The sequence below is a fragment of the Streptomyces sp. NPDC030296 genome (assembly GCF_055572815.1).
In genome coordinates this window covers 245,899-267,526 of sequence record NZ_JBVICQ010000003.1, presented here as the reverse complement: position 1 = coordinate 267,526, position 21,628 = coordinate 245,899, and the positions used below count along the sequence as shown (strand labels likewise).

Genomic DNA, 21,628 nt, shown 5'->3' with positions numbered 1-21,628 from the left:
AAGGGAAAGCCCCGCCCCTCCGCGATCAATCGCGTAATTCACCAGTTCCCCTGGCAAATAACCATCGAAACACGGGAGTTCAGGAATGTTTCGCGGCTTTTGATGGCAACCGTTGTGGCCGGTAGGCGTCTTGTCCACCGTCTGCCGCAACCACCTTTACGGGCCGCCGCCTTGATCCGCTCAATCCCCCGCGGCGGCTGCGAAGCGTGACGACGGCCCGTGCATAGGTCATCATCGGCTCGCCCGGCCGAGCCCTGCCCGTGCCGGTTCCAAGGGGGGAAGGGGGAACTCGCCCGATGACGCGCAAGGAGCGCAACTGGCGTCGTCTGCCCGGCAGACGCACCACGGCCGCCGTACTCACCGCGGCGCTGGCCGCGACCGGCATCACCTTCATCGGTCTCGGTCTGGACGAGCCCGGTTCGCGCGGCGGCTCGGACGGCGCGGGTCGGAAGAAGCCGGTCGGGGAGGCCGCCGCGCTCGCGCGGGCGGCCGAGACCGGCAGGCCCGTCGAGGTCACGGCGGCACGTACGGCGAGGTCCACGACGTGGGCGCGCCCCGACGGCCAGATGGCGAAGAGGCTGTACTCGTCGCCGATCCGGGCCAAGGTGGGCGGCGAGTGGAAGCCGATCGACTACGACCTGCGCCGCACCGCCAAGGGCTGGGAACCGAAGGCCACGAACGCGAGAATGGTGTTCTCGGCCGGGTCGAGGGCCGCGCGCGGCGAGGACGGGCGGGACGACGAGCGCGCCTCCCGCGCCGGCTCCGGCGTGCGGCGGATCTCCCTGGTCAAGGGCGTGCGCACGGCCGCCGCCGCGGACGCGAGCCCCCTGGTCAGCCTCACCGTCGACGGCTACACCATCCAGCTGACCTGGCCGGGCCCGGTCCCCGCCCCGATCATCGACGGCTCCCGCGCGCTGTACCCGGAGATCCTCCCGGGCGCCGACCTGGTGCTGACCGCCGACGACGACGGCTTCGCCCAGCTCCTCGTGCTGAAGAACCGCACGGCCGCCGCCGACCCTCGGGCCCAGCAGCTGTCGTACGGCATCACCGCCGCCGATCTGACGTTCCGGCTCGACCCGGTGACCAGTGTGCTGAGCGCGGAGAACGCGTACGGCAACGAGGTGGCCGTCTCGCCGACCCCGCTGATGTGGGACAGCTCCGGCTCCCCGGCGGTGACCGACGGCCAGGTCGGGGCCACCGCGCAGCCGACCACGGAGGAGAGCCCGGAGCCCACCGCGTCGGCGTCCGACGAGCCGGGCGACAGCCCGAGCCCCACCGAGGGGCTGATCGAGACCGACGAGCAGGGCGACACCAACCCGGAGACGCTGCCGCCGGCCACCGACGGTCCCGCTCCGACGGTGTCGGAATCCCCGCTGCCGTCCGCCCCGGCCGAGCCGACACCCGCGCCCACGCAGGGCGGCTCGGCGGCCACGCTCAGCCTGCCCGGCCTGGACGGGCCCTCGCCCGACTCGCGCGGTGAGCTGGTCGAGGCCGATCTGTCGGGGGCGAACTGGGTGCTCACCCCGAACACGGAGTTCCTGACCGACCCGGCCACCAAGTACCCGGTGTTCGTCGACCCGTCGGTGAAGAAGCACACCCAGAACTGGACGACCGCCTACAGCCGGCACCCCAACGCCACGTTCTACAACGGCAAGGGCTTCAACAAGGGCGGCACGCACGAGGCCCGCGTCGGCTTCGAGTCGGACACCTGGGGCACCTCGCGCTCCTACTTCAACATCGCCTTCGACAAGGACCTCAAGGGCACGAAGATCACAAGTGCGAAGCTGCGCATGCTGGAGACGTACTCCTGGTCGTGCAGCTCCCGCTCGATGAGCGTGCACCTGACGGGCCCGGTGAACGGCAAGACCAACTGGAAGAACGCGCCCAAGCTGAGCGACGGCAACAAGTTCGCGACCAAGAGCTTCGCGCACGGCTACAAGTCCGGCTGCCGGGACGCGTACGAGACCTTCGACGTGCGCCGGGCCGCGCAGAAGCGGGCCGACGAGGGCAAGGACACCATCACGTTCGGTCTGCGGGCACGGGACGAGCACTCCCAGTACTCGTGGAAGAAGTTCCAGGCCAACGGCGACAACGCCCCGGTACTCGAACTCGTCTACAACCGCAAACCGACCATCGACGCCAAGTCGCTCGACCTCGGCCCGGACGCCAAGTGCACCACCACCGAGCCATACGTCCGCATGGGCTCGGGCAGTCTGACGTTCACCGCGCGGGGAGCCGACAAGGACAAGAACCTCGACTTCCTCGACTTCGACCTGTGGCCGACCGGCAAGTGGGACTCCACGCATGATCTGCTGGGCTCCACCGGCAAGGTGTCGGTGGGCGGCGACAAGGACGTCGCGCTGCGCACCACCAGCGGCTTCTCCACCAGCAAACTCACCAACGGCACCCTGTACTCCTGGCGGGTGCGGGCCGTGGACGACGCGAACGCCAGCTCCGGGTACGCCCCGGCCAGCACCCCGTGCCGCTTCGTCCTCGACACCACCGCACCCAAGCCGCCGAAGGTCAGTTCGACGGACTTCCCGAACGCGGACGGCGCCGAGAACGGCTTCGGCAACGACGCCGAGGACGCCAACTGGTCCACGAAGAAGTTCGGCACGCCCGGCTCCTTCACCGTGCGCGCGCTCAACACGGACGTCGTCCGCTACGAGTACGGCTTCAACGCGCCGAGCTACCCGTTCAGCGTGAACCGCACCAGCGGCACGGCCACCACGGTCAGCGCGACCCTCGCGAACGCGAAGCCGCCGACGGCGGGACCCAACGTGCTGTACGTGCGCACGGTGGACGCCGCGGGCAACCCCTCGCAGCCGACGAAGTACTTCTTCTACGTCACCCCGCGCGACCAGGCCGACTCCCCCGGCGACTTCACCGGGGACAAGCTGCCCGACCTGATGGTGGTCTCCGACGCCGGCAACCTGGTGATGTACCCCTCCCAGGCCACCAACGACCTGACCAAGGGCACCGGCGACCTCGACTACTCGATGTCCGGCGCCTACCGGGCGAATCCCGACAAGGATCCGAACGGCGACGACCTTCCGGCGTTCGTCGCCGCGCCCGCCGGCCACTTCAAGGGCGCGCTCATCACCCACAACGGCGACATCTACGGCGGTGACGGCCTCCAGGACCTGGTCGTCCGGCTCGGCGACAAGCTGTGGGTGTACCCGGGCGACGGCTACGGCGCGGTCAACATCGACCGCCGGGTGGAGATCCTGCTCCCGTCCAACGCGCCGAACCCGTCCACCCTGACCCAGATCGTCTCGGCGGGCGACGCCACCGGGGACGGCCGCACCGACTTCTTCGCCACCATGGGTGACGAGCTGTGGGCGTTCACCGGGTACCACGGCGCCACGATCGACCAGGCGATCCGGCTGTCGTCCTCGCCCTGGACCGAGCGGGACATCGTCAGCGTGGCGGACTTCAGCGGCGACGGCGTGACGGACCTGATCTACCGCAGTGACGTCTCCGGCCGCCTGCTGTCCCGCAAGGGCGTCAAGGCGAGCAGCGGTACGGGCACCGACCTGAACTCCCTGGCCGCCGCCGCCAACTCGGCCGACGGGGAGGACGGGATCTACGGTGCCTCCGGCTGGGGCAGCGGCAACATCTATCTGCTGGCCGGCACGCCGGACGCCAACGGTGACGGGATCCCGGACATCTGGACGGTCCACACCAACGGCACCGTCCGCTTCTACACCGGCAGCCGCACGGCGATGTCCGGTTCGGGCACGGAGATCATCGGCTCGGCGAGCTACTGGAAGACCCGCATCGCCATCGGCTGACCCCAGCCCGGGAGGGGCCGACCGCGAACGTCTGCGGTCGGCCCCTCGCCGTTCTCCCCCGCCCCGCCTCTCACCGCCCGCTTCGCCCGTTCCGTCGACCCTGTCGCGCCGCCCGCCGTCGCTCCCGGGGTTCCGCCGGACCGCGTTCTAACCTGACGGCATGTCAGATGATGAGTCGTACGAACTGCTCGGTTTCGACAACATCCTCCTGCCCGTCGGCGACCTCGACGAGGCCGTCGCCTTCTACGGGCGGGCAGGATTCGACGTCGCCTTCCACCTCGACGAGGCCGGGATCGCCCTGCTGAAGGTGGGCAAGGAGACCCCCGGACTGCTGCTCCGCACGGAGGACGAGCTGCGGCACCGGCCGCCGGGGTGGGCCGCCGCCCGGGTGTGGCTGGAGGTGCGGGACGCACGGTCCGCCGCCCGCGCCCTCACGGCGGCGGGCGTCCAGCCGATCGACCCGCCGTTCTCCGTCGCCACCGGCTGGACCGTGGAGTTCGCCGATCCATGGGGGAACGTCATCGGCCTCACGGACTACACCAAGCGGCCCGAACTGGCCCGCACCTCCTGACCCCTCCCCGGGTTCCCCCTCTCCCCACCCCCTCCGAATCTCCGCTTGAACATGTTCAAAAACAGGGCTACTGTCTCACCGACAGCACGTTTTGAACGTGTTCAAGTAAGCCGGAAGGGGTGGGGGCATGGACCTCACGGTCGTCGCGTACGTCATCTATCTGCTGGTCAGCGTGGGTCTGACGGTCTGGGTGGCGAGGACGCTGAGCAGGAACGGGCGGATCTTCCTCGGAGACGTGCTCCACGGGAACGACAAGCTCGCGGACGCGGTGAACCACCTGCTGGTCGTCGGCTTCTACCTCGTGAACCTGGGCTTCGTGGCCCTCTACCTGAACGCGGACGGCGCCATCGAGAGCCCCCGCGAGGTGTTCGAGGCGGTGTCGGCGAAGCTCGGCGTGGTGCTGCTGGTGCTGGGGGCGCTGCACCTCGGCAATGTGTTCGTGCTCAACAAGTTCCGGCGGCGGGGCGCCATGGAGCGGGAGCAGGTGCCGCCGGTCGCGCCGCAGGGCTGGACCACGCACGCGGCGCCCTCGGTCCCGCCGGCCGGGGCGTGACCCCGATGACGGCGATCGAGGCCACCGTGGACCGGGGCGCCGAGCGCGTCCCGGTCCACGGGCTCACCGTGCTCTACGACGCCCGGTGCACCCTCTGCGTCTTCGTGAGGGAGTGGCTGGGCCGGCAGCGGCAGCTGGTGCCGCTCGACTTCGTCGCGGCGGGGTCCGACGAGGCCCGGCGGCGCTTCCCCGCACTCGACCACCGGGCGACCCTCGCGGAGATCACCGTCGTCGGGGACGCCGGGCAGGTCTACCGGGGCTCCGCCGCCTGGGTCGTCTGCCTGTGGGCACTGCGCGAGCACCGGCCGCTGGCCCACCGGCTGAGCACCCCCGCCGGGGCACGGCTCGCCCGCGGCGCGGTGCTCGCCGCCGCGAAGTGGCGGGGCGTCGAGCAGGGAAGCGGTACGCGCGGGGCGGGCGCCCGGCCGCAGTGGGGCGGCGGGATCTACTCCAGCGCGGACGGCTGGACGTACGACCCCCGGCACGGGTGGACGTACACCGCGCCCCAGCCCGCCGCCCCGGCGGGGGCCGCGCCCGGCGTTCCCTCCCCGGCCGCCGGCCCCGCCGGTCCCTCCCCCGCCCTCCCCGGCGGCTGCGACAGCGGTACCTGCCCGACTGGTTAGGCTCTGCCCGTGCCCGCAGTGAACGACGAACCCAGCGCAGAGACCGGCCCCGAGCTTCCCGTGGCGGAGCCACCGGCCGCCGACGACGACGGGGCACCCGGCGGCCCCCGGGGCGGCTCCGCCAAGTCCGAGCAGACCCGCGCGCTCATCCTGGAGACCGCGCTGCGGCTGTTCCAGGAGCGCGGGTACGACAAGACGACGATGCGGGCGATCGCCAAGGAGGCCGGGGTCTCCGTCGGCAACGCGTACTACTACTTCGCCGGCAAGGAGCACCTGATCCAGGGGTTCTACGACCGGATCGGCGCGGAGCACCGGGCGGCGGTTCGGCCGGTGCTGGAGCGGGAGACGGATCTGCAGGCGCGGATCGCCGGGGTCCTGACGACCTGGCTGGACGTGGCGGAGCCGTACCACGAGTTCGCGGCGCAGTTCTTCAAGAACGCGGCCGACCCGGACAGCCCGCTCAGCCCCTTCTCGCCGGAGTCGGCGGGGGCGCGCGAGGAGTCCATCGCGGTCCACCGCGAGGTCCTCGCCGGTGCGAAGGCGAAGGTCCCGGAGGAACTCCGCGAGGTCCTGCCCGAGTTGATGTGGCTGTCCCAGATGGGTCTCGTCCTCTACTGGGTCTTCGACCGCACGGAGGGCCGCGAACGCAGCTACCGCCTCGCGGAACGAGGGGCCCGCCTGACGACCAGAGGGGTCTCCCTGGCCCGCTTCCGCGTCCTGCGCCCCCTCGTCCACGAGGTCCACGAACTGTTCACGGACTTCCTGCCGGGGATGACGAAGGTCCTGCCGGACCCGGGGGGCAGGAAGCCGACGGGCTGACACGATCGAGGGACGGCGCCCCCACCCGCCGCCACCGGCGCCACTGGACGGAGATGATGCCTCCGGCACCGCACGGGGCGGGCAGTGGGAGGGGCACGGAATGGCACAGGGGTTGGGCAAGTGGTCCTCGCTCGGTTCCATCGCCGAGGAGATCGAGGAGTCCCGGCCGGGGTGGCGCGCCGAGGTCCACCACGGTCAGATCGTCGTCGTACCGCTGCGGGACGGCCCCCATGCGGAGATCCTGACCGAGGTCCTCCTCAGCTGCGTGGAGGCCGGTCTGCACCGCGGTGCGAGCAGGGTGCTCCCGGGCATCGGCCTGCGGCTGCCGGACGGTCCGGGCGGCCAGGACGCCTATGCGGTGCCGCACCTCTCCGTGGTCACCGCCGACTACCGCGAACACCTCGTTGGGGCCACCCACTACGCCCCGGACTGCTTCCGGCTCGTGGTGGACATCGCCCACAGCGGTATCCCGCCGGAGCTGGGCTCGAAGACCTCGGCCTACGCCGGCGCCGGGGTGCCGTTCCATGTGGTGGTCGACCGCCACCACGGGCGGCTCCATGTCCTCACGGACCCCTCCGGGGACGACTACGCGGTCCACCGCGTCCACGCCCCCGGTGAGATCGTCACCCTGCCCGACTCCGTCGGCGCCGAGGTCACCCTCGATGTGGAACGGATCCTCCGAGCCGGTCGGCCGACCCACTAGCCGACCGCGTCCACCTCCCCCTCCGCCCCCGCCAGCTCCACGTCGTACACCAGTGGGGCCTCCCCCACGTCCACCTGTCGTGCGCGGGACGTGTGCGCCGGGGATGTCGCCGCCAGGAGGTACGTCCCCGGGCCGGGCACCGCGACGATGTACGAGCCGTCCGCCAGGGACGTCACCCGGTCCAGTCGGCGGCCGCCCCGGGTCAGCAGGGTCACGTCGGCGTCGCCCACCGGCTCACCGTCCGCCGTGCGGATGAAGCCGTGGATCACGGAGGCGGGTCCGCCGCCCTCCGACCCGGTCGCCGGTTCGACGGCCGCCGGCTCCTCCTTCGGCTCCACCGCCAGATGCGGCAACCGCTTCTCCAGCCCCGCCGGCAGCCACCAGTTCGCCTTCCCCAGCAGATGCATCGCGGCCGGCACGAGCGCCGTCCGCAGGATGAACGCGTCCAGGGCGACGGCCGCCGCGAGGCCGATGCCGGCCATCGCGGCCTCCAGCTCACCGCTCAGCACGAACGCGCTGAAGACGCAGATCATGATGAGGGCCGCGCAGTTGATGACCCGGCTGGTCTCGGCGAGGCCGACCCGCACGGCGCGGGCGTTGTCCTTGGTGTGGACCCACTCCTCGTGCATCCGGCTCACCAGGAACACCTGGTAGTCCATGGAGAGCCCGAAGAGGAGGGAGAGCATGATGACCGGCAGGAACGCGGCGATCGGGCCCTCCTTGCCGACGCCGAGCAGTTCCGTGCCCCAGCCCCACTGGAAGATCGCCACCAGGACGCCGAAGGACGCGGCCGCCGCGACGAGGTTCATCAGCGCGGCCGTCAGCGGCACCACCAGGGAGCGGAAGGCGATCATCAGCAGCAGGAAGCCCAGCGCGATGATCGTCGCGATGAAGTAGGGCAGCCGGTCGCCGGTGACCGACGCGAAGTCCTTCGACACCGCCGTCACCCCGCCCACATGGGCCTCCGTCCCGGACGCCGGGATCACGTCGTCCCGCAGCCGGTCGATGAGCCGGTCGGTCCGCTCGTCCTGGGGCGAGGTCGTCGGGACCACCTGGATCACGGTGACACCGTTCGCGGGCGGTACGGCGGCGACCTGGGCCACACCCGGCGTGGACTCGATCCGCGCGACGAGACCCTTCGCGTCCGTGCCGTCCACGACCACCTGGAGGGGCCCGTTGAAGCCGGGGCCGAAGCCCTCCGCCAGGAGGTCGTACGCCTGCCGGGTGGTCGTCGTGTCCCGGTGGTTGCCCTGGTCGGAGGTGCCGAGCCGGATCGACAGGACCGGCACCGCGAGGACCACCATCACGACGAGGGCGAGCACCGCGGTCGAGCGGGGGCGCCGCTCGACGTACGCCGACCAGCGGGCGGCCAGACCGCTGGTCACCTCCGGCTCGGGCCCGGCGGCCGCGAGCCGGCGCCGCTGGCGGCGGCTGAGGACGCGCGGGCCCAGCAGCCCGAGCAGGGCCGGCAACAGGGTGACCGCCGCGAGCACGCTCAGCACCACGGTCAGCGAGGTCGCGATGACGACGCCGTCCAGGAAGCGGAGGTTCATCACCAGCATGCCGGCGAGGGCGATGCACACGGTGCCGCCCGCGAACAGCACCGCACGGCCGGAGGTGTTGAGGGCGGTCACTGCCGCCTCCTCCGGTTTCATGCCGCGCAGGATGCCGCGCCGGTGCCGGGTGACGATGAACAGGGCGTAGTCGATGCCGACGCCGAGACCGATGAGCGAGCCGAGCAGCGGGGCCACGTCCGGGATGTTCGTGGTGTGGCTGAGCAGGGCCGTGGCCATCATGCCGGTGCCGACGCCCGCGATCGCCACGACGATCGGCAGCAGCATCGCGAAGAGCGAGCCGAAGGCCAGGAAGAGGACGACGGCCGCCGCGAGGATGCCGACCGCCTCGGACGTGCCCTGGGTGGCCTCCTGCGCCCGGGCGATCGCCTGACCGCCCAGCTCCACCTGGAGTCCGTCCCGTTCGGCGTCCCGCGCCGCCTCGATGACGTCGTCGATCAGCGCCTTCGGTACGGAGTTCGCCTGCTCGGTGAAGGTCACCTGGGCGTAGGCGATCGTCCCGTCCCGGCTGACGCCCGCGCCGCCGCCCGCGGCGCCGCCCTCGCCGTAGGGGCCGGTGACCTCGCCGACGCCGTCCATCCGCCCGATCCGTTCTAGCGCGGGCTCGATCCGGGACCGTACGGACGCGTCCCTGACCGACCCCTCGTCGACCTTCCACACCACCGTGTCGACGTCGCCCGCGCGTTCCGGGAAGGCCCTGTCCATCAGGTCGTACGCGCGCTTGGAGTCCGTGTCCGGGAGCGAGAAGACGTTCGCGTAGTCGGTGCCCGCGGCCGAGCCGGCGAAGCCGACGCCGAACACCGTCCCCACCCACAGCAACAGGACCACCAGTCGGTGCCGATAGCACCACCGTGCCAGTGTCGCCACGATCAACTCTCCTTCTGCGGCGGTCGATGGGTCCCCCAGGTCCTCGGATCACCTTCGACGGCCGGGCGGCCGGGACGACATGGCCCGCCCATGACTCTCAAGGAACTCCAAAGAGGAAGCGGCCCCACCGCGGAACACCCGTGCGGATACTGAGGACATGACCCGACACGAGGGAGTCGACGAGGCCGTGGGCCACGCCGGGGCCGGGCAGCACGGGACGACGGCCACCGTGCTCGTCGTCGAGGACGAGCCGAGCATCGCGGACGTCCTCGCCATCGCCCTGCGCTACCACCGCTTCGAGGTGATGACCGCCGGTACGGTCCGGGAGGCGCTCGCGCTCGCCGAGCGCACCCGGCCCGACGCGGCCCTGCTGGACGTGATGCTCCCGGACGGCGACGGCCGGGCCCTCGGCCGTGAACTGCGCGTCCGGCGGCCGGAGCTGGCGCTGGTCTTCCTGACCGCGCGGGACTCGCCCGCAGAGATCGTCGGCGCGCTCGGCTTCGGCGACGACTACATCACCAAGCCGTTCCACATCGACGAGGTGGTCGCCCGCGTCACCGCCGTGCTGCGCCGCACCCGGCCCGCCGACGTCCTCCCCCAGCGCCCGCCGCTGCGCTACGGCGACCTGGAGCTGGACGAGACGACGTACTCGGTGCACCGGGCGGGCCGCACGGTGGAGCTGACGCCGACGGAGTACGCCCTGCTGCGGTTCCTGGTGCGCAACGGCGGGCGGATCGTGCCGAAGGAGCAACTCCTTCGCCATGTCTGGCAGTACGAGCACACGCCGGCCGAGTCGACCGTCGTGGAGACCTACATCAGCTATCTGCGCCGCAAGCTGGACGCCCTCGGCCCGCCGCTGATCACCACCCGGCGGGGCGTCGGATACGGACTGGCATGACACTCCCCCGACGGCTTCCCGGCGGGCCCCGGCGGCTCCTCGGCGGACCACGGCAGGGGCGCGCCCACTACTCCCTGCGCGCCAAGCTCACCCTCGCCAACGTGGTGCTGCTGGCCGTGGCGATCACTGCGGCGACCACGGTCAGCGCGATGGGCATGCGGCTGTACCTGCTGGACAGCGTCGACACGGAGCTGATGACGACCCGCGACTCGATCGGCCGGACGCGGGTCAGCATGGAGCAGATCGACGCGCTGAGCGCGCTGGTCGCCGTCAGCCACAAGGCGTCCGCCGACCCGGCCGCCGAGGACGCCGACTCCCTCGTGCAGGGCGCCGTCTTCACCGCCCTGGACGACCGGGGCGAGCCGCTGAGCATCGCCGGTTTCGCGCCCACGGCCGGCCAGCGGGCGCTCGCCGCCGCCGTCGACGACCCGGCGGCCCTCGTCGCCGACGACGAACCCCACGACGTCGACGTGTCCGGCGCCCCGCACCGGGTCACCGCGGCCCGCCTCGGCGACGGCACGACCGTGCTGCTCGCCACCTCCACCGAGTCGCTCCACAAGGTCATCGCCAAGGCCCTCAGACTGGACTTCGGCGTCGGCGGCCTGCTCCTCGCGCTCCTGGCCTGCCTGACGCTGTTCAGTGTGCGCCGCCGGATGCGGCCCCTGGAGGACATGGTCGAGACGTCGTCGGCGATCGCCGAGGGTGATCTGACCCGCCGCATCCCCTCCAGCTCCGAGGCGACGCTGGAGGTCGAGCAGCTGCGCCTCGCCCTCAACTCGATGCTCCAGCAGGTCGAGTCGGCCTACCGCACCCGTGAACGCAGCGCCGCCCAGCTGCGCCGCTTCGTCGGCGACGCCTCCCACGAGCTGCGCACCCCGCTGTCGGCGATCCGCGGCTACCTCCAGCTCCACGAGAAGGGCATGCTCACCGATCCCGCCGAACGCCGTCGCGCCTGGGACCGCATGAACGGCGAGGTCGACCGCATGGGCCACCTCGTGGACGAACTCCTCACCCTCGCCCGCCTCGACCAGCACCCCGAACTCCGGCTGCGGAACGTGGACCTGGCCTGCCTGGTCCGGGACGCCGCCGCCGATCTCCGCGCCCAGCAGCCCGAACGCCCCGTGACGGTCGCCGCGGAGGGCGCCCTCCTCGTGCACGCCGACGAGTCGGGGCTACGGCAGATCCTGGGCAACCTGGTGAGCAACGTACGCACCCACACCCCCGCCGACGTGCCGGTCCGCCTCCGCGTGGCACGGGAGGACGGCACCGTGCGGCTGTCCGTCGCGGACGAGGGGCCGGGGCTGCCGGAGGAGGACGCGGCCAGGATCTTCGACCGCTTCTTCCGGGCGGGCGGGGGCGCAGGCAGCGGCCTGGGCATGGCCATCGTGCAGGGCGTGGCGGAGGCCCACGGCGGGGAGGTCACGGTGACCACGTCCCCGGGGTTGGGCCTGGAGGTGACGGTGACGCTGCCGCCGCGCTGAGACCTCCGCGGCCCCCGCTCGCCGTCGGATCCGGTCCGGCCGCCGCAACCGGGAAACACCCTCAGATCCAGTCCGCCGCCGCAACCGGATAACGCCGTCAGATCCAGTCCAGCCGCCACAACCGGAACACCCCGGTCGCGTCGGACAGGTACTGCGCCCCGCCGACGTCCTCCGTGCTGAGCACGTACTCCTTGCGCTGCCACAGCGGGATCAGCGGGACGTCCTGCGCGACGACGTCCTGGAGGCTCTTGAAGTCGTCCACCGCCCGGCTGCGGTCCTCGTAGCGCCGGCCGTCCCGGACGAGCCGGTCGGCCTCCTTGCTGCTGTACCCGTTCTTCAGGGAGCCGTCGGTGCCCACCAGGGGCCCGCTGAAGGTGTCGGGGTCGGGGAAGTCGGCCGAACTTGGTAAGCACGGGGAGCGCGTGAACTACGCGCTTCCCACGAGATCCTGACGAACCGTCACGCCTGCTTCGACGCCAGCTCCACGACGGTGACGTCCGACGGCGCCCCCACCCGCACCGGAGGCCCCCACGCGCCCGCGCCACGGCTGACGTACAGCTGGGTGTCGCCGTAGCGCTCCAGGCCCGCGAGGGTCGGGTTGGCGGCCTCGGCGACGTAGTTCATGGGCCACAGCTGGCCGCCGTGGGTGTGCCCGGAGAGCTGGAGGTCGACGCCGTGGTCGACGGCGTCATGGATCTGGACGGGCTGGTGGGCGAGGAGCACGACGGCCCGCGAGGTGTCCCGGTCGCCGAGCGCCCTGGCGAAGTCGGGGCCCTGCCCGTCGTCCTCCCCCGCGATGTCGTTCACCCCGGCGAGGTCGAGGTGCGGCAGCTCCCGGCGGTCGTTCTCCAGGGGGGTCATCCCCAGGCGCCGCACCTCCTCCACCCACTGCTCGGCGCCGGAGAAGTACTCGTGGTTCCCGGTGACGAAGTACGTGCCGTGCCGCGCCTCCAGACCCGCGAGCGGCGCCGCCGCCGGGCCCAGGTCCTTCACGCTGCCGTCGACCAGGTCGCCGACCACGGCGATCAGGTCGGGCTGGGTCGCGTTGATGGTGTCGACGACCTTCCGCGCGAAACCCCGGCCCAGCATCGGCCCGAGGTGGATGTCGCTGACCACGGCGATCCGGAAACCGTGCGCCGCGCGCGGCAGCTTGGCCAGCGGCACGGTGACCCGCTTGACCCGGGGACCGCGTACGACGCCGTACGTGCCGTAGCCGACCGTCCCGACGGCGGTCGCGGCGACGGCCCCACCGACCACACGGGAGACGAAGAGACGCCGGGAGACCCCCGAGGGGGACGCCCCGGCGGGCTGGACGGGGGAGCCTGCGCCGGGTACGGCGCCGTCGGCGGAGGCCGGGTCGGCGGACTCGGCGGCAGCCGTGGGCTTCGCGCCCGCCGGTACCGGCTCCGGTTCGCGCACCGCCGGTTCGGGCCGCTCGGCCGGGGCCGGGGCGCGCCGCGCGAGCAGACGGTTCAGCAGGGGGCGTACGGCCTCCCCCGCCAGGAGGGCCAGCAGCAGGTACAGCGAGAGAGCGAGCCACAGGAAGCCCGGCCAGCCCAGCGTCTGCTGGAGCCAGAAGGGGGCGCCGCCGCGCTCGGCGCCGAAGGCCGCGAACAGCAGCACCGGCCCGGCGATGAACACACCGGCGCCCACGCGTCTGGCCAGGCCCGGCCCCCGGGTCGTGTCCCGCACCAGCCGGCGCCAGGCATACCAGTGCAGGACACCGAAGGCGGCCAGCACCAGCAGCGCCACGAGAACGAAGACGATCACCATCACGTCGTACTCCCCGTCACGTCGTCCGACGAAGTGCGCGCAGACCACGCAACCCGATGACACCGATGGCCGTCCCAAGGACAAAGGAGACGACGGCGAGCGTCAGATGCACCCAGAAGTACGCGGTCGGATCGCCCGCGTCGTCGAACGCGAGGCCGCTGCCGTCCTTCCAGAGATTCCGGATGAAAGTGACCCAGATGACCCAGCTCCACACCCCGAAGGCGAGCAGGAACCAGGAGAGGGGGCGGCTGAGCTTCATGGGTTCAGTATCACCGCCAACCGCCGGGGCTTCGCGCCGGGGTGCGAGCGGGGGCGTGGGCGGCGCGGTGGCCGAGAACCGCGGTGGGACTCACCGGGCGGAGCCATGTACTTTCTCGATCGTGCCCGCCTCCAAGAAGACCGCCAGGCGCTCCCTGCCGGTCACCTCCGCCCTCGCCGTGTCCCTCTCGCTGACGTCGCTGTTCTCCCCGGCGCTCGCCCCGGCCGCCCATGCCGCCGACCCGAGCCCGAGCGGCAGCGCCTCCCCGTCGGCGACTCCCCCGGCGACGATGTCGAGCGTCGGAGGCGAACAGCTGGGCAGGCCGGGGACGCAGGCCAACCTGGACGGTGACGCGCCGGTCGTGCCCAAGGACATCAGCGCCCGCTCGTGGATCGTGGCGGACGCGGAGTCGGGCGAGGTGCTGGCCGCGCACAACGCGCACTGGCGGCTGGCGCCGGCGAGCACGCTGAAGATGCTGTTCGCGGACACGGTGCTGCCGAAGTTCAACAAGGACGACAAGCACAAGGTCGCCCTCAGCGACCTCGCCGGGGTCGGCGCGGGCTCCAGCATGGTCGGCATAAAGGAGAACGAGACGTACACCGTCCACGATCTGTGGCTCGGCGTCTTCCTTCGCTCCGGCAACGACGCGGTGCATGTCCTGTCCGCGATGAACGGCGGTGTCAAGCAGACCGTCGCCGACATGAACGCTCACGCCGAGGAGCTCCAGGCCCTCGACACGCACGCGGTCAGCCCGGACGGCTACGACGCCAAGGGGCAGGTGTCGTCGGCCTACGACCTGACGCTGATCGCCAGGTCGGGGCTGCAGAAGAAGGACTTCCGGGAGTACTGCTCCACCGTGCGCGCCAAGTTCCCCGGCGAGACGAAGAAGGGCAAGAAGGGCAAGAAGACCCGGTCGTCCTTCGAGATCCAGAACACCAACCGGCTCCTGACGGGCGACAGCGGTCTGGACGCCTACCAGGGCATCGCGGGTGTGAAGAACGGCAACACGACGAACGCGGGCGCGACGTTCACGGGGGTCGCCGAGCGGGACGGCCGGGTGCTCCTCGTCACCGTCATGCACCCCGAGAAGGAGGAGCACAACCAGGTCTACAAGGAGACCGCGAAGCTCTTCGACTGGGGGTTCGCGGCGGCGGGCAAGGTGCGGCCGGTGGGTGAACTGGTGCCGCCGAAGGGTGCGGAGACCTCCGGTGGCGGCACCGACCCCAGCACGCCGCCGGGGGGTACGGCATCGGCCACCTCCCCCGCGCCGGCCTCCGGCGGCGCGGGCGGCAAGGCGGTGGCCTCCGCGGCGTCCGACAGAACGAGCGGCATCGGGATCGCGCTGGGGATCACGGGCGGGGTGCTCGCCCTGGTGGCCGCCGGGGTGTTCCTGGTCAACCGGAAGTGGCCTCTGCGGCGCGGGAAGTAGGGCGCTGCTCCGGGCACGTCTGCGGGGTTGCCGTGCATCGCGGTCCGCGGGCGCGTCGTGGTTTCTCGCGCAGTTCCCCGCGTGGAACTGCGCGAGAAACCACACACCACCCGCACCCGCCGACGAACCGCGCACCCCCGAGCTATGAGGCGCCCTCGGCCTCCTCCCGCCCCTCAGCCGTCCAAGCCGCGCAGTACAGCAGCAACTTCGACGTGAAGTTGATCCACAGCAACAACGCGATCGGCACCCCGAACGCCCCGTACATGCTCTTCGACGCGACCCCCTGCATGTACCCGCTGAGCAGCAGCTTCAGCAGTTCGAAGCCGATCGCCCCCATGAACGCGGCCACCACGAGCCGCCGCCGCGGCGGGTGGACGCCCGGCAGAAGCGTCAGGACGTACAGCAGGAGCAGGAAGTCGGCCAGTACGGCCACGGCGAACGCGGCGATCTGGAGCACCACCCCACCCCACCCGTCCCGGTCGACGCCGAGCCGGTCCGCGGTCCAGCCGACGGTCGCCGACGCCACCGTGGACGCCGCGAGGGAGACGAGCACCGCGCCGCCGAGTCCGACGAGGATGCCCGCGTCCTTGGCCTTGGCGAGGACGGGGTTCTCCTCGGGCTCCGGCTTCTCCCACACCGCCCGCAGACAGCCCCGCATCTCCCCGACCCAGCCGATGCCGGTGAACAGCAGCACCGCGCCGGCGATGATCCCGACGGTGCCGGCGTTCTGGACGAGCCCGGCGATGTCGAGCTGGTCGGAGATGCCGGGCACCTGTTCGGCGAGCCGGTCCTCCAGCTCGCGCCGCCGGTTCTCGTCGAGCGTCGCCGCGGCGATGGCCGCGCCCATGGTCAGCAGCGGGAACAGCGCGAGGAAGCTGAGGAACGTCATGGCCGCGGCCAGCCGCGTCCATGTGACCCGCTCCAGCCGTTCGTACGAGCGCCACGCGTGCGTGATCATCAGGCGCTCGGCCAGCGGGCCGATCCCGGGGAGCTTTTTCAGCCAGTCCATGATCCGACTCTGCCCTCGTCGTGGTCACCCGATGCCGGAGTACCCACATGAGCGCTGATCACCAGTCGGCGACGGCCAGTCCGTACGTCACCAGCCACACCAGCGCGATGCAGGCGAGGGCCCGGTCGCGCAGGACGGCCAGGACGAAGGCGACCATGGAGAGCTGACGCCACGGCAGCACACTGGTGCTCGGGGCGCCGCCCTCTTCGAGGGCCCACAGGCAGTAGCCGAGGACGGCGAGCCCGGCGGCCATCTGCCAGACGAAGCGCAGGTTCCGGCGGTGTACTCGGTGAGCAGCGCCCGGGGCGCCGGCCCGGCCGGCGAGCTGCACGGCTTCCGAGTACCGCTTGGCGGCGACCATGAACAGCGCGCCGTACCCGGTGGTGATGAGGAACCAGCGGGACAGCGGGATGCCCGGTGCGAGCCCGCCGATCACCGCCCGCATCACGAACCCGGCGGTGACGACCGCGAGATCGACGACGAGGACGCGCTTGAAGCTGACGCAGTAGGCGAGTTGGAGCCCGAGGTATGCGGTCAGCAGGGCGGCGGTCCACGCCACGTGGCGGCGCCCAGCGCCACTCCGGCGGCCACGTCCGGGGGATGGTGCACGCCGACCACGAGCCGCGACAGACACGTCGCGGTGCCGAGCGGCGCGACGAGCGGGACGACGCCGAGCGTGCCGTACGCGACGACCGCCGCCGCCGACGAGGTGGCGTGCGAGCTGGGGAAGGAGTGCCGTCCGGCGGTGCGGACGAGCGGTTCGACGTGGGCGGGGCGGGCGCGGCGTACGAGCCGTTTGACGCCCATGCCGATCAGGTGCGCCCCGGCCGTGACCGCCGTGCCGCGCGGCCAGACGGCCCGCCGCTCCCGGTCGGCGACGGCGCCCGTGAGTCCGGCCGCGAGCCAGAGCGCCGTGTCCCCGGCCCGGGACAGTCCGCGCGCGGCGGCCGCGACGCGCGGATCGGCGCCCCGGGCCCGGCACGCGGAGAGCAGCCGCCGGTCCAGGCGGCGCACACCCCCGACAGCGTCGACTTCGTCCATGCGATGCCACTCTTCTGGGCGACCACTCGAGAACTCCGGCAATCTTGAACGACATCCCATTAATCACCCATTTCGGTGAGGCACCTGGGAAGGCGGGCCGATACGCCGGTTTCCTTGGCATTCACGGCGATACGGTCGCGCGCATGCCAGCCAACGCCGTCCCCTTCCCCGGTCGCATCACCCCCGTCACGGGCTGGGGCCGCACCGCCCCGACCGCCGCCCGGCTGATCCGCCCCCGTACGTACGAGGAGGCCTCGGCCGCCGTGCGGGCGTGCGGGGCGCGCGGCGGGATCGCCCGGGGGCTGGGGCGGGCGTACGGGGACGCGGCGCAGAACGCGGGCGGCGCCGTGCTCGACATGACGGGACTGGACCGGATCCACGCCATCGACGCGGACGGCGGCACGGTCCTGTGCGACGCGGGGGTGTCGCTGCACCGGCTGCTGGAGGTGCTGCTGCCGCTGGGCTGGTTCGTTCCGGTGACGCCGGGGACCCGCCAGGTGACCGTGGGCGGCGCGATCGCGGCGGACATCCACGGCAAGAACCACCATGTCTCCGGGGCGTTCGCCCGCCATGTGCTGTCGCTGGAACTGCTCACCGCGGACGGCGAGATCCGCACGGTTGCCCCCGGCACCCCGCTGTTCGACGCCACGGCCGGCGGCATGGGCCTGACGGGCGTGATCCTCACCGCGACCGTACGGCTGCTGCCCGTCGAGACGTCCTGGATGTCGGTCGACACGGAACGGGCCCGCGATCTGGACGACCTGCTGGCCCGGCTCACGGCCACCGACCGGTACTACCACTACTCCGTCGCCTGGATCGATCTCCTCGCCCGGGGCTCGGCGACCGGCCGCGCGGTCCTGACCCGCGGCGAGCACGCGTCCCTGGAGACGCTGGAGTCCTCGTCGGCACGCGCGCGTGGGGCACGTTTCGGCCGACGGGGTCCGCTCGGCCGTCCGTTGGAGTTCCGGACCTCGCGTTTCCCGGCCGCCCCCGCGTTCGTCCCCGAGGGGTTGCTCGGCCAGTCGACCGTGGGGCTGTTCAACGAGCTGTGGTACCGCAAGGCCCCCCGGGCCCGCGCCGACCAGCTCCAGCGGATCTCCACGTTCTTCCATCCCCTGGACGGAGTCCCGCACTGGAACCGGCTCTACGGGCGTTCCGGGTTCGTGCAGTACCAGTTCGTCGTCGGGCACGGCCACGAGGAGGCCCTGCGGCGGATCGTGACGCTGATCTCCGCGCGCCGCTGCCCCTCCTTCCTCGCCGTGCTGAAGCGGTTCGGGGAGGGCGACCCCGGCTGGCTGTCGTTCCCGATGCCCGGCTGGACGCTCGCCCTCGACATCCCGGCGGGCCTGCCCGGTCTCGGCGCCTTCCTCGACCGGCTGGACGAGGAGGTCGCGGCGGCCGACGGGCGCGTGTACCTGGCCAAGGACGCCCGGCTGCGCCCTGAGCTGCTGGCCGTGATGTACCCCCGTCTGCCCGAGTTCCAAGCGCTGCGCCGCGAGTTGGACCCCGACGGCGTGTTCGTGTCGGACCTGGCCCGCCGCCTGGGCCTGTAACGCCCGTACCGCGCCCTGCCCCCCGTTTCCCAGTCGTTCAGGAGCTGTCATGAAGGACGCGTTCGGCACCCCCCAGTCGCTGCTGATCCTCGGCGGTACGTCGGAGATCGCGCTCGCCACCGCCCGCCGGCTGATCGCCCGCCGTACCCGCGCCGTCTGGCTCGCCGGACGCCCCTCGCCGGACCTGGAGAAGGCCGCCGCCCATCTGCGGGGTCTCGGAGCCGAGACGCACACCATCGCCTTCGACGCCCTCGCCCCCGACTCGCACGAGACGATCCTCGGCAAGGTCTTCGCCGAGGGTGACATCGACATGGTGCTCCTCGCCTTCGGGGTGCTCGGCGACCAGGCGCACGACGAACGCGACCCGGCGGCCGCCGTCCGCGTCGCCCAGACCAACTACACGGGTGCCGTGTCGGCCGGCCTGGTCTGCGCGCGGGCCCTCCAGGCGCAGGGCCACGGCTCGCTCGTCGTCCTGTCGTCGGTGGCCGCCGAGCGCGCCCTCCGCTCAAACTTCATCTACGGCTCCGCCAAGGCCGGCCTCGACGTCTTCACCCAGGGCCTCGGCGACGCCCTCCACGGCACCGGCGTCCATGTGATGGTCGTACGGCCCGGTTTCGTGCGCACGAGCATGACCGCGGGCCGCCCGGAGACGCCCTTCGCCACCACTCCGGAGGCGGTGGCGACGGCGATCGAGCTGGGACTGCGGCGCCGCTCGGAGACGGTGTGGGTGCCGGGGACGCTGCGACTGGTGATGGCGGCGCTGCGTCATGTGCCGAGGCCGCTGTTCCGCCGGCTGCCGCTGTAGGACACCGGCTGACCCGGCATGGCACGGGGCCGACTACCGCTGAAGAACCGGGGGCGCCCGGCCTCAGTGGGTGGGGAGCGTGGTGTCGCCGACCGGGGCGCCCGCCTGCGGGGGGACGACCGTACCGCCGAAGGCGAACTCGCGGAGCTTGCGCCAGACCCCGTCGGCGCCCTGCTCGTAGAGCGCGAAGCCGGTGCAGGGCCATTCGGCCTCGTACCCGGCGAGTTCCTCGAACGCCCGGTCCATCGCCTCCTCGGCGATGCCGTGGGCCACGGTGACGTGCGGGTGGTACGGGAAGTTCAGCTCGCGCGCCACCGGCCCGGAGGCGTCCCTGACCTGCTTCTGCAGCCAGGTGCACGCCTCGGCGCCCTCGACGACCTTGACGAACACCACGGGCGACAGCGGCCGGAAGGTGCCCGTGCCGGCCAGCCGCATCGGGAAGGCCCGGCCGGCGGCCGCGACCTCGACGAGATGCGCCTCGATCGCCGGCAGCTCGGTCTCCTCGACCTCCGTCGGCGGCAGCAACGTGACATGCGTGGGGATGCCGTGAGCAGCGGCGTCGCCGAAGCCCGCGCGCCGCTCCTGGAGCTGGCTGCCGTGGGGCTCCGGGACCGCGATCGACACACCGATCGTTACGGTCCCCACGTCGTCTCCTGTCGTCGTGTCATGCGTCCGTGTCTTCGTCTGTCGTGACGCGCCACCGGCTATCGACTGTACGGCCACGGCGGTGTTCCGGGCAGGCGCGGCCGGAGTGATGTACAGCGCTGCCGGTGGCGCGATCGGCGCGCGGCCGACCGGGGTGGTGCGGCTCAGTGCTTGGCGGGCAGGAATCCCACCCTGTCGTACGCCTGGGAGAGCGTCTCCGCGGCGACGGCGCGTGCCTTCTCCGCGCCCTTGGCCAGGATCGAGTCGAGCGTCTCCGGGTCGTCCAGGTACTGCTGGGTGCGCTCCCGGAAGGGCGTCACGAAGTCGACCATGACCTCGGCGAGGTCCGTCTTGAGCGCACCGTAGCCCTTGCCGACGTACTTCTGCTCCAGTTCCGCGATACCCGTCCCCGTGAGCGTGGAGTAGATGGTCAGCAGGTTGCTGACACCCGGCTTCTCGACGGCGTCGTAGCGGATCACGGTGTCGGTGTCGGTGACCGCGCTCTTGACCTTCTTGGCGGTGGCCTTCGGGTCGTCGAGCAGGTTGATCAACCCCTTGGGGGTCGACGCCGACTTGCTCATCTTGATCGCCGGGTCCTGGAGGTCGTAGATCTTCGCCGTCTCCTTGAGGATGTACGGCTTCGGGATCGCGAAGGTCTCGCCGAAGCGGCCGTTGAAGCGCTCGGCGAGGTCACGGGTGAGCTCGATGTGCTGGCGCTGGTCCTCGCCGACCGGGACCTCGTTCGCCTGGTAGAGCAGGATGTCGGCGACCTGGAGGATCGGGTACGTGAAGAGGCCCACGCTCGCGCGTTCGGCGCCCTGCTTGGCGGACTTGTCCTTGAACTGGGTCATCCGGGAGGCCTCGCCGAAGCCGGTGAGGCAGTTCATGACCCAGCCGAGCTGGGCGTGCTCGGGGACATGGCTCTGGACGAAGAGGGTGCACCGCTCGGGGTCGAGACCGGCGGCGAGCAGCTGCGCGGCGGCGAGCCGGGTGTTCGACCGCAGGTCCGCGGGGTCCTGCGGAACGGTGATCGCGTGCAGGTCGACGACCATGTAGAACGCGTCGTGGGACTCCTGCAGAGCCACCCATTGGCGCACGGCGCCGAGGTAGTTGCCGAGGTGGAACGAGCCTGCGGTGGGCTGGATTCCGGAGAGCACACGGGGTCGGTCAGAGGCCATGCCCACCATTCTCTCAGGTATCGGGGCCCGCTCCGGAACCTACCGGAAACAGA

General features: G+C 71.8%; 18 protein-coding genes and 2 pseudogenes. 11 read left to right on the top strand and 9 right to left on the bottom strand.

The window, feature by feature from the left end:
- Positions 1 to 296 precede the first annotated feature (296 nt).
- From ACZ4Z3_RS09240 to ACZ4Z3_RS09215, 6 genes are all read left to right on the top strand, one after another.
- Positions 297 to 3,794 (top strand): DNRLRE domain-containing protein, encoded by a 3,498-nt coding sequence (locus ACZ4Z3_RS09240; RefSeq protein WP_468500391.1) that lies wholly within the window; start codon positions 297 to 299, stop codon positions 3,792 to 3,794.
- 160 nt (positions 3,795 to 3,954) lie between these two features.
- Positions 3,955 to 4,365 carry a VOC family protein gene (locus ACZ4Z3_RS09235; RefSeq protein WP_468500390.1) on the top strand — a complete coding sequence of 137 codons (411 nt, stop codon included), beginning with the start codon at positions 3,955 to 3,957 and terminating at the stop codon, positions 4,363 to 4,365.
- 127 nt (positions 4,366 to 4,492) lie between these two features.
- Positions 4,493 to 4,918: a hypothetical protein gene (locus ACZ4Z3_RS09230; protein WP_468500389.1), complete on the top strand. Its 426-nt coding sequence runs from the start codon at positions 4,493 to 4,495 to the stop codon at positions 4,916 to 4,918.
- 5 nt (positions 4,919 to 4,923) lie between these two features.
- Complete coding sequence (locus tag ACZ4Z3_RS09225) at positions 4,924 to 5,541, top strand: thiol-disulfide oxidoreductase DCC family protein (RefSeq protein WP_468500388.1); 618 nt, start codon at positions 4,924 to 4,926, stop codon at positions 5,539 to 5,541.
- A gap of 60 nt (positions 5,542 to 5,601) precedes the next feature.
- Complete coding sequence (locus ACZ4Z3_RS09220; RefSeq protein WP_468500821.1) at positions 5,602 to 6,360, top strand: TetR family transcriptional regulator; 759 nt, start codon at positions 5,602 to 5,604, stop codon at positions 6,358 to 6,360.
- Between the two features lie 100 nt (positions 6,361 to 6,460).
- A complete protein-coding gene (locus ACZ4Z3_RS09215; RefSeq protein ID WP_468500387.1) occupies positions 6,461 to 7,063 on the top strand; it encodes a Uma2 family endonuclease in 603 nt (200 codons plus the stop codon).
- Here ACZ4Z3_RS09215 and ACZ4Z3_RS09210 read toward each other — a convergent pair.
- Positions 7,060 to 9,495, bottom strand: a complete 2,436-nt coding sequence (locus tag ACZ4Z3_RS09210) for an MMPL family transporter (RefSeq protein ID WP_468500820.1) — start codon at positions 9,493 to 9,495, stop codon at positions 7,060 to 7,062. The two genes, ACZ4Z3_RS09215 and ACZ4Z3_RS09210, sit on opposite strands and share 4 nt — an antisense overlap.
- Positions 9,496 to 9,733: 238 nt before the next feature.
- On the opposite strand from ACZ4Z3_RS09210, the gene ACZ4Z3_RS09205 reads away from it, so the two are divergent.
- Together ACZ4Z3_RS09205 and ACZ4Z3_RS09200 are read left to right on the top strand one after the other, a co-directional pair.
- Positions 9,734 to 10,402, top strand: a complete 669-nt coding sequence (locus ACZ4Z3_RS09205; RefSeq protein WP_468500819.1) for a response regulator transcription factor — start codon at positions 9,734 to 9,736, stop codon at positions 10,400 to 10,402.
- Positions 10,399 to 11,883: a sensor histidine kinase gene (locus ACZ4Z3_RS09200; protein WP_468500386.1), complete on the top strand. Its 1,485-nt coding sequence runs from the start codon at positions 10,399 to 10,401 to the stop codon at positions 11,881 to 11,883. Before ACZ4Z3_RS09205 ends, ACZ4Z3_RS09200 begins: the two co-directional genes overlap by 4 nt.
- A gap of 97 nt (positions 11,884 to 11,980) precedes the next feature.
- On the opposite strand, the pseudogene ACZ4Z3_RS09195 reads toward ACZ4Z3_RS09200, so the two are convergent.
- The 3 genes and pseudogenes from ACZ4Z3_RS09195 to ACZ4Z3_RS09185 form a co-directional block, all read right to left on the bottom strand.
- Positions 11,981 to 12,280: pseudogene (locus tag ACZ4Z3_RS09195) on the bottom strand (ABC transporter substrate-binding protein); the annotation flags it as partial.
- A gap of 62 nt (positions 12,281 to 12,342) precedes the next feature.
- Positions 12,343 to 13,656 (bottom strand): metallophosphoesterase, encoded by a 1,314-nt coding sequence (locus ACZ4Z3_RS09190; RefSeq protein ID WP_468500818.1) that lies wholly within the window; start codon positions 13,654 to 13,656, stop codon positions 12,343 to 12,345.
- A 16-nt stretch (positions 13,657 to 13,672) separates the two neighbouring features.
- The gene (locus ACZ4Z3_RS09185) at positions 13,673 to 13,915 is read right to left on the bottom strand and encodes an SCO4848 family membrane protein (RefSeq protein WP_055518845.1); all 243 of its coding nucleotides are present in this window, start codon (positions 13,913 to 13,915) and stop codon (positions 13,673 to 13,675) included.
- 121 nt (positions 13,916 to 14,036) lie between these two features.
- Here ACZ4Z3_RS09185 and ACZ4Z3_RS09180 point away from each other — a divergent pair, with 121 nt between their 5' ends.
- Positions 14,037 to 15,344, top strand: a complete 1,308-nt coding sequence (locus ACZ4Z3_RS09180; protein WP_468500385.1) for a D-alanyl-D-alanine carboxypeptidase family protein — start codon at positions 14,037 to 14,039, stop codon at positions 15,342 to 15,344.
- 142 nt (positions 15,345 to 15,486) lie between these two features.
- Here the strand turns inward: ACZ4Z3_RS09180 and ACZ4Z3_RS09175 are convergent, their stop codons facing one another.
- The 3 genes and pseudogenes from ACZ4Z3_RS09175 to ACZ4Z3_RS09165 all read right to left on the bottom strand — a co-directional run bounded on the left by ACZ4Z3_RS09175 (position 15,487) and on the right by ACZ4Z3_RS09165 (position 17,394).
- Positions 15,487 to 16,353, bottom strand: coding sequence for a YihY/virulence factor BrkB family protein (locus ACZ4Z3_RS09175; protein ID WP_468500384.1), 867 nt, complete (start codon positions 16,351 to 16,353; stop codon positions 15,487 to 15,489).
- Between the two features lie 58 nt (positions 16,354 to 16,411).
- Positions 16,412 to 16,900: pseudogene (locus ACZ4Z3_RS09170) on the bottom strand (UbiA prenyltransferase family protein); the annotation flags it as partial.
- Positions 16,888 to 17,394, bottom strand: coding sequence for a phosphatase PAP2 family protein (locus tag ACZ4Z3_RS09165; protein WP_468500383.1), 507 nt, complete (start codon positions 17,392 to 17,394; stop codon positions 16,888 to 16,890). The pseudogene ACZ4Z3_RS09170 and the gene ACZ4Z3_RS09165, both read right to left, overlap by 13 nt.
- A 143-nt stretch (positions 17,395 to 17,537) precedes the next feature.
- Here ACZ4Z3_RS09165 and ACZ4Z3_RS09160 point away from each other — a divergent pair, with 143 nt between their 5' ends.
- A complete protein-coding gene (locus ACZ4Z3_RS09160) occupies positions 17,538 to 18,947 on the top strand; it encodes an FAD-binding protein (protein ID WP_468500382.1) in 1,410 nt (469 codons plus the stop codon).
- Positions 18,948 to 18,996: 49 nt separating this feature from the next.
- Positions 18,997 to 19,752 (top strand): decaprenylphospho-beta-D-erythro-pentofuranosid-2-ulose 2-reductase, encoded by a 756-nt coding sequence (locus tag ACZ4Z3_RS09155; protein WP_468500381.1) that lies wholly within the window; start codon positions 18,997 to 18,999, stop codon positions 19,750 to 19,752.
- Between the two features lie 63 nt (positions 19,753 to 19,815).
- Here ACZ4Z3_RS09155 and ACZ4Z3_RS09150 read toward each other — a convergent pair whose 3' ends face one another.
- Together ACZ4Z3_RS09150 and trpS are read right to left on the bottom strand one after the other, a co-directional pair.
- A complete protein-coding gene (locus ACZ4Z3_RS09150) occupies positions 19,816 to 20,397 on the bottom strand; it encodes a 2'-5' RNA ligase family protein (protein ID WP_468500380.1) in 582 nt (193 codons plus the stop codon).
- A 164-nt stretch (positions 20,398 to 20,561) separates the two neighbouring features.
- Positions 20,562 to 21,575 carry a tryptophan--tRNA ligase gene (gene trpS / locus ACZ4Z3_RS09145; RefSeq protein ID WP_468500379.1) on the bottom strand — a complete coding sequence of 338 codons (1,014 nt, stop codon included), beginning with the start codon at positions 21,573 to 21,575 and terminating at the stop codon, positions 20,562 to 20,564.
- Between the last annotated feature and the right edge of the window lie 53 nt (positions 21,576 to 21,628).

Excerpts from the sequence above, each read along its gene's own strand:
- ACZ4Z3_RS09240 (WP_468500391.1), top strand. The coding sequence starts at position 297 with ATGACGCGCAAGGAGCGCAACTGGCGTCGTCTGCCCGGCAGACGCACC.
- ACZ4Z3_RS09235 (WP_468500390.1), top strand. The coding sequence starts at position 3,955 with ATGTCAGATGATGAGTCGTACGAACTGCTCGGTTTCGACAACATCCTC.
- ACZ4Z3_RS09230 (WP_468500389.1), top strand. The coding sequence starts at position 4,493 with ATGGACCTCACGGTCGTCGCGTACGTCATCTATCTGCTGGTCAGCGTG.
- ACZ4Z3_RS09225 (WP_468500388.1), top strand. The coding sequence starts at position 4,924 with ATGACGGCGATCGAGGCCACCGTGGACCGGGGCGCCGAGCGCGTCCCG.
- ACZ4Z3_RS09215 (WP_468500387.1), top strand. The coding sequence starts at position 6,461 with ATGGCACAGGGGTTGGGCAAGTGGTCCTCGCTCGGTTCCATCGCCGAG.
- ACZ4Z3_RS09200 (WP_468500386.1), top strand. The coding sequence starts at position 10,399 with ATGACACTCCCCCGACGGCTTCCCGGCGGGCCCCGGCGGCTCCTCGGC.
- ACZ4Z3_RS09190 (WP_468500818.1), bottom strand. The coding sequence starts at position 13,656 with ATGGTGATCGTCTTCGTTCTCGTGGCGCTGCTGGTGCTGGCCGCCTTC.
- ACZ4Z3_RS09185 (WP_055518845.1), bottom strand. The coding sequence starts at position 13,915 with ATGAAGCTCAGCCGCCCCCTCTCCTGGTTCCTGCTCGCCTTCGGGGTG.
- ACZ4Z3_RS09175 (WP_468500384.1), bottom strand. The coding sequence starts at position 16,353 with ATGGACTGGCTGAAAAAGCTCCCCGGGATCGGCCCGCTGGCCGAGCGC.
- ACZ4Z3_RS09165 (WP_468500383.1), bottom strand. The coding sequence starts at position 17,394 with ATGGACGAAGTCGACGCTGTCGGGGGTGTGCGCCGCCTGGACCGGCGG.
- ACZ4Z3_RS09160 (WP_468500382.1), top strand. The coding sequence starts at position 17,538 with ATGCCAGCCAACGCCGTCCCCTTCCCCGGTCGCATCACCCCCGTCACG.
- ACZ4Z3_RS09155 (WP_468500381.1), top strand. The coding sequence starts at position 18,997 with ATGAAGGACGCGTTCGGCACCCCCCAGTCGCTGCTGATCCTCGGCGGT.
- trpS (WP_468500379.1), bottom strand. The coding sequence starts at position 21,575 with ATGGCCTCTGACCGACCCCGTGTGCTCTCCGGAATCCAGCCCACCGCA.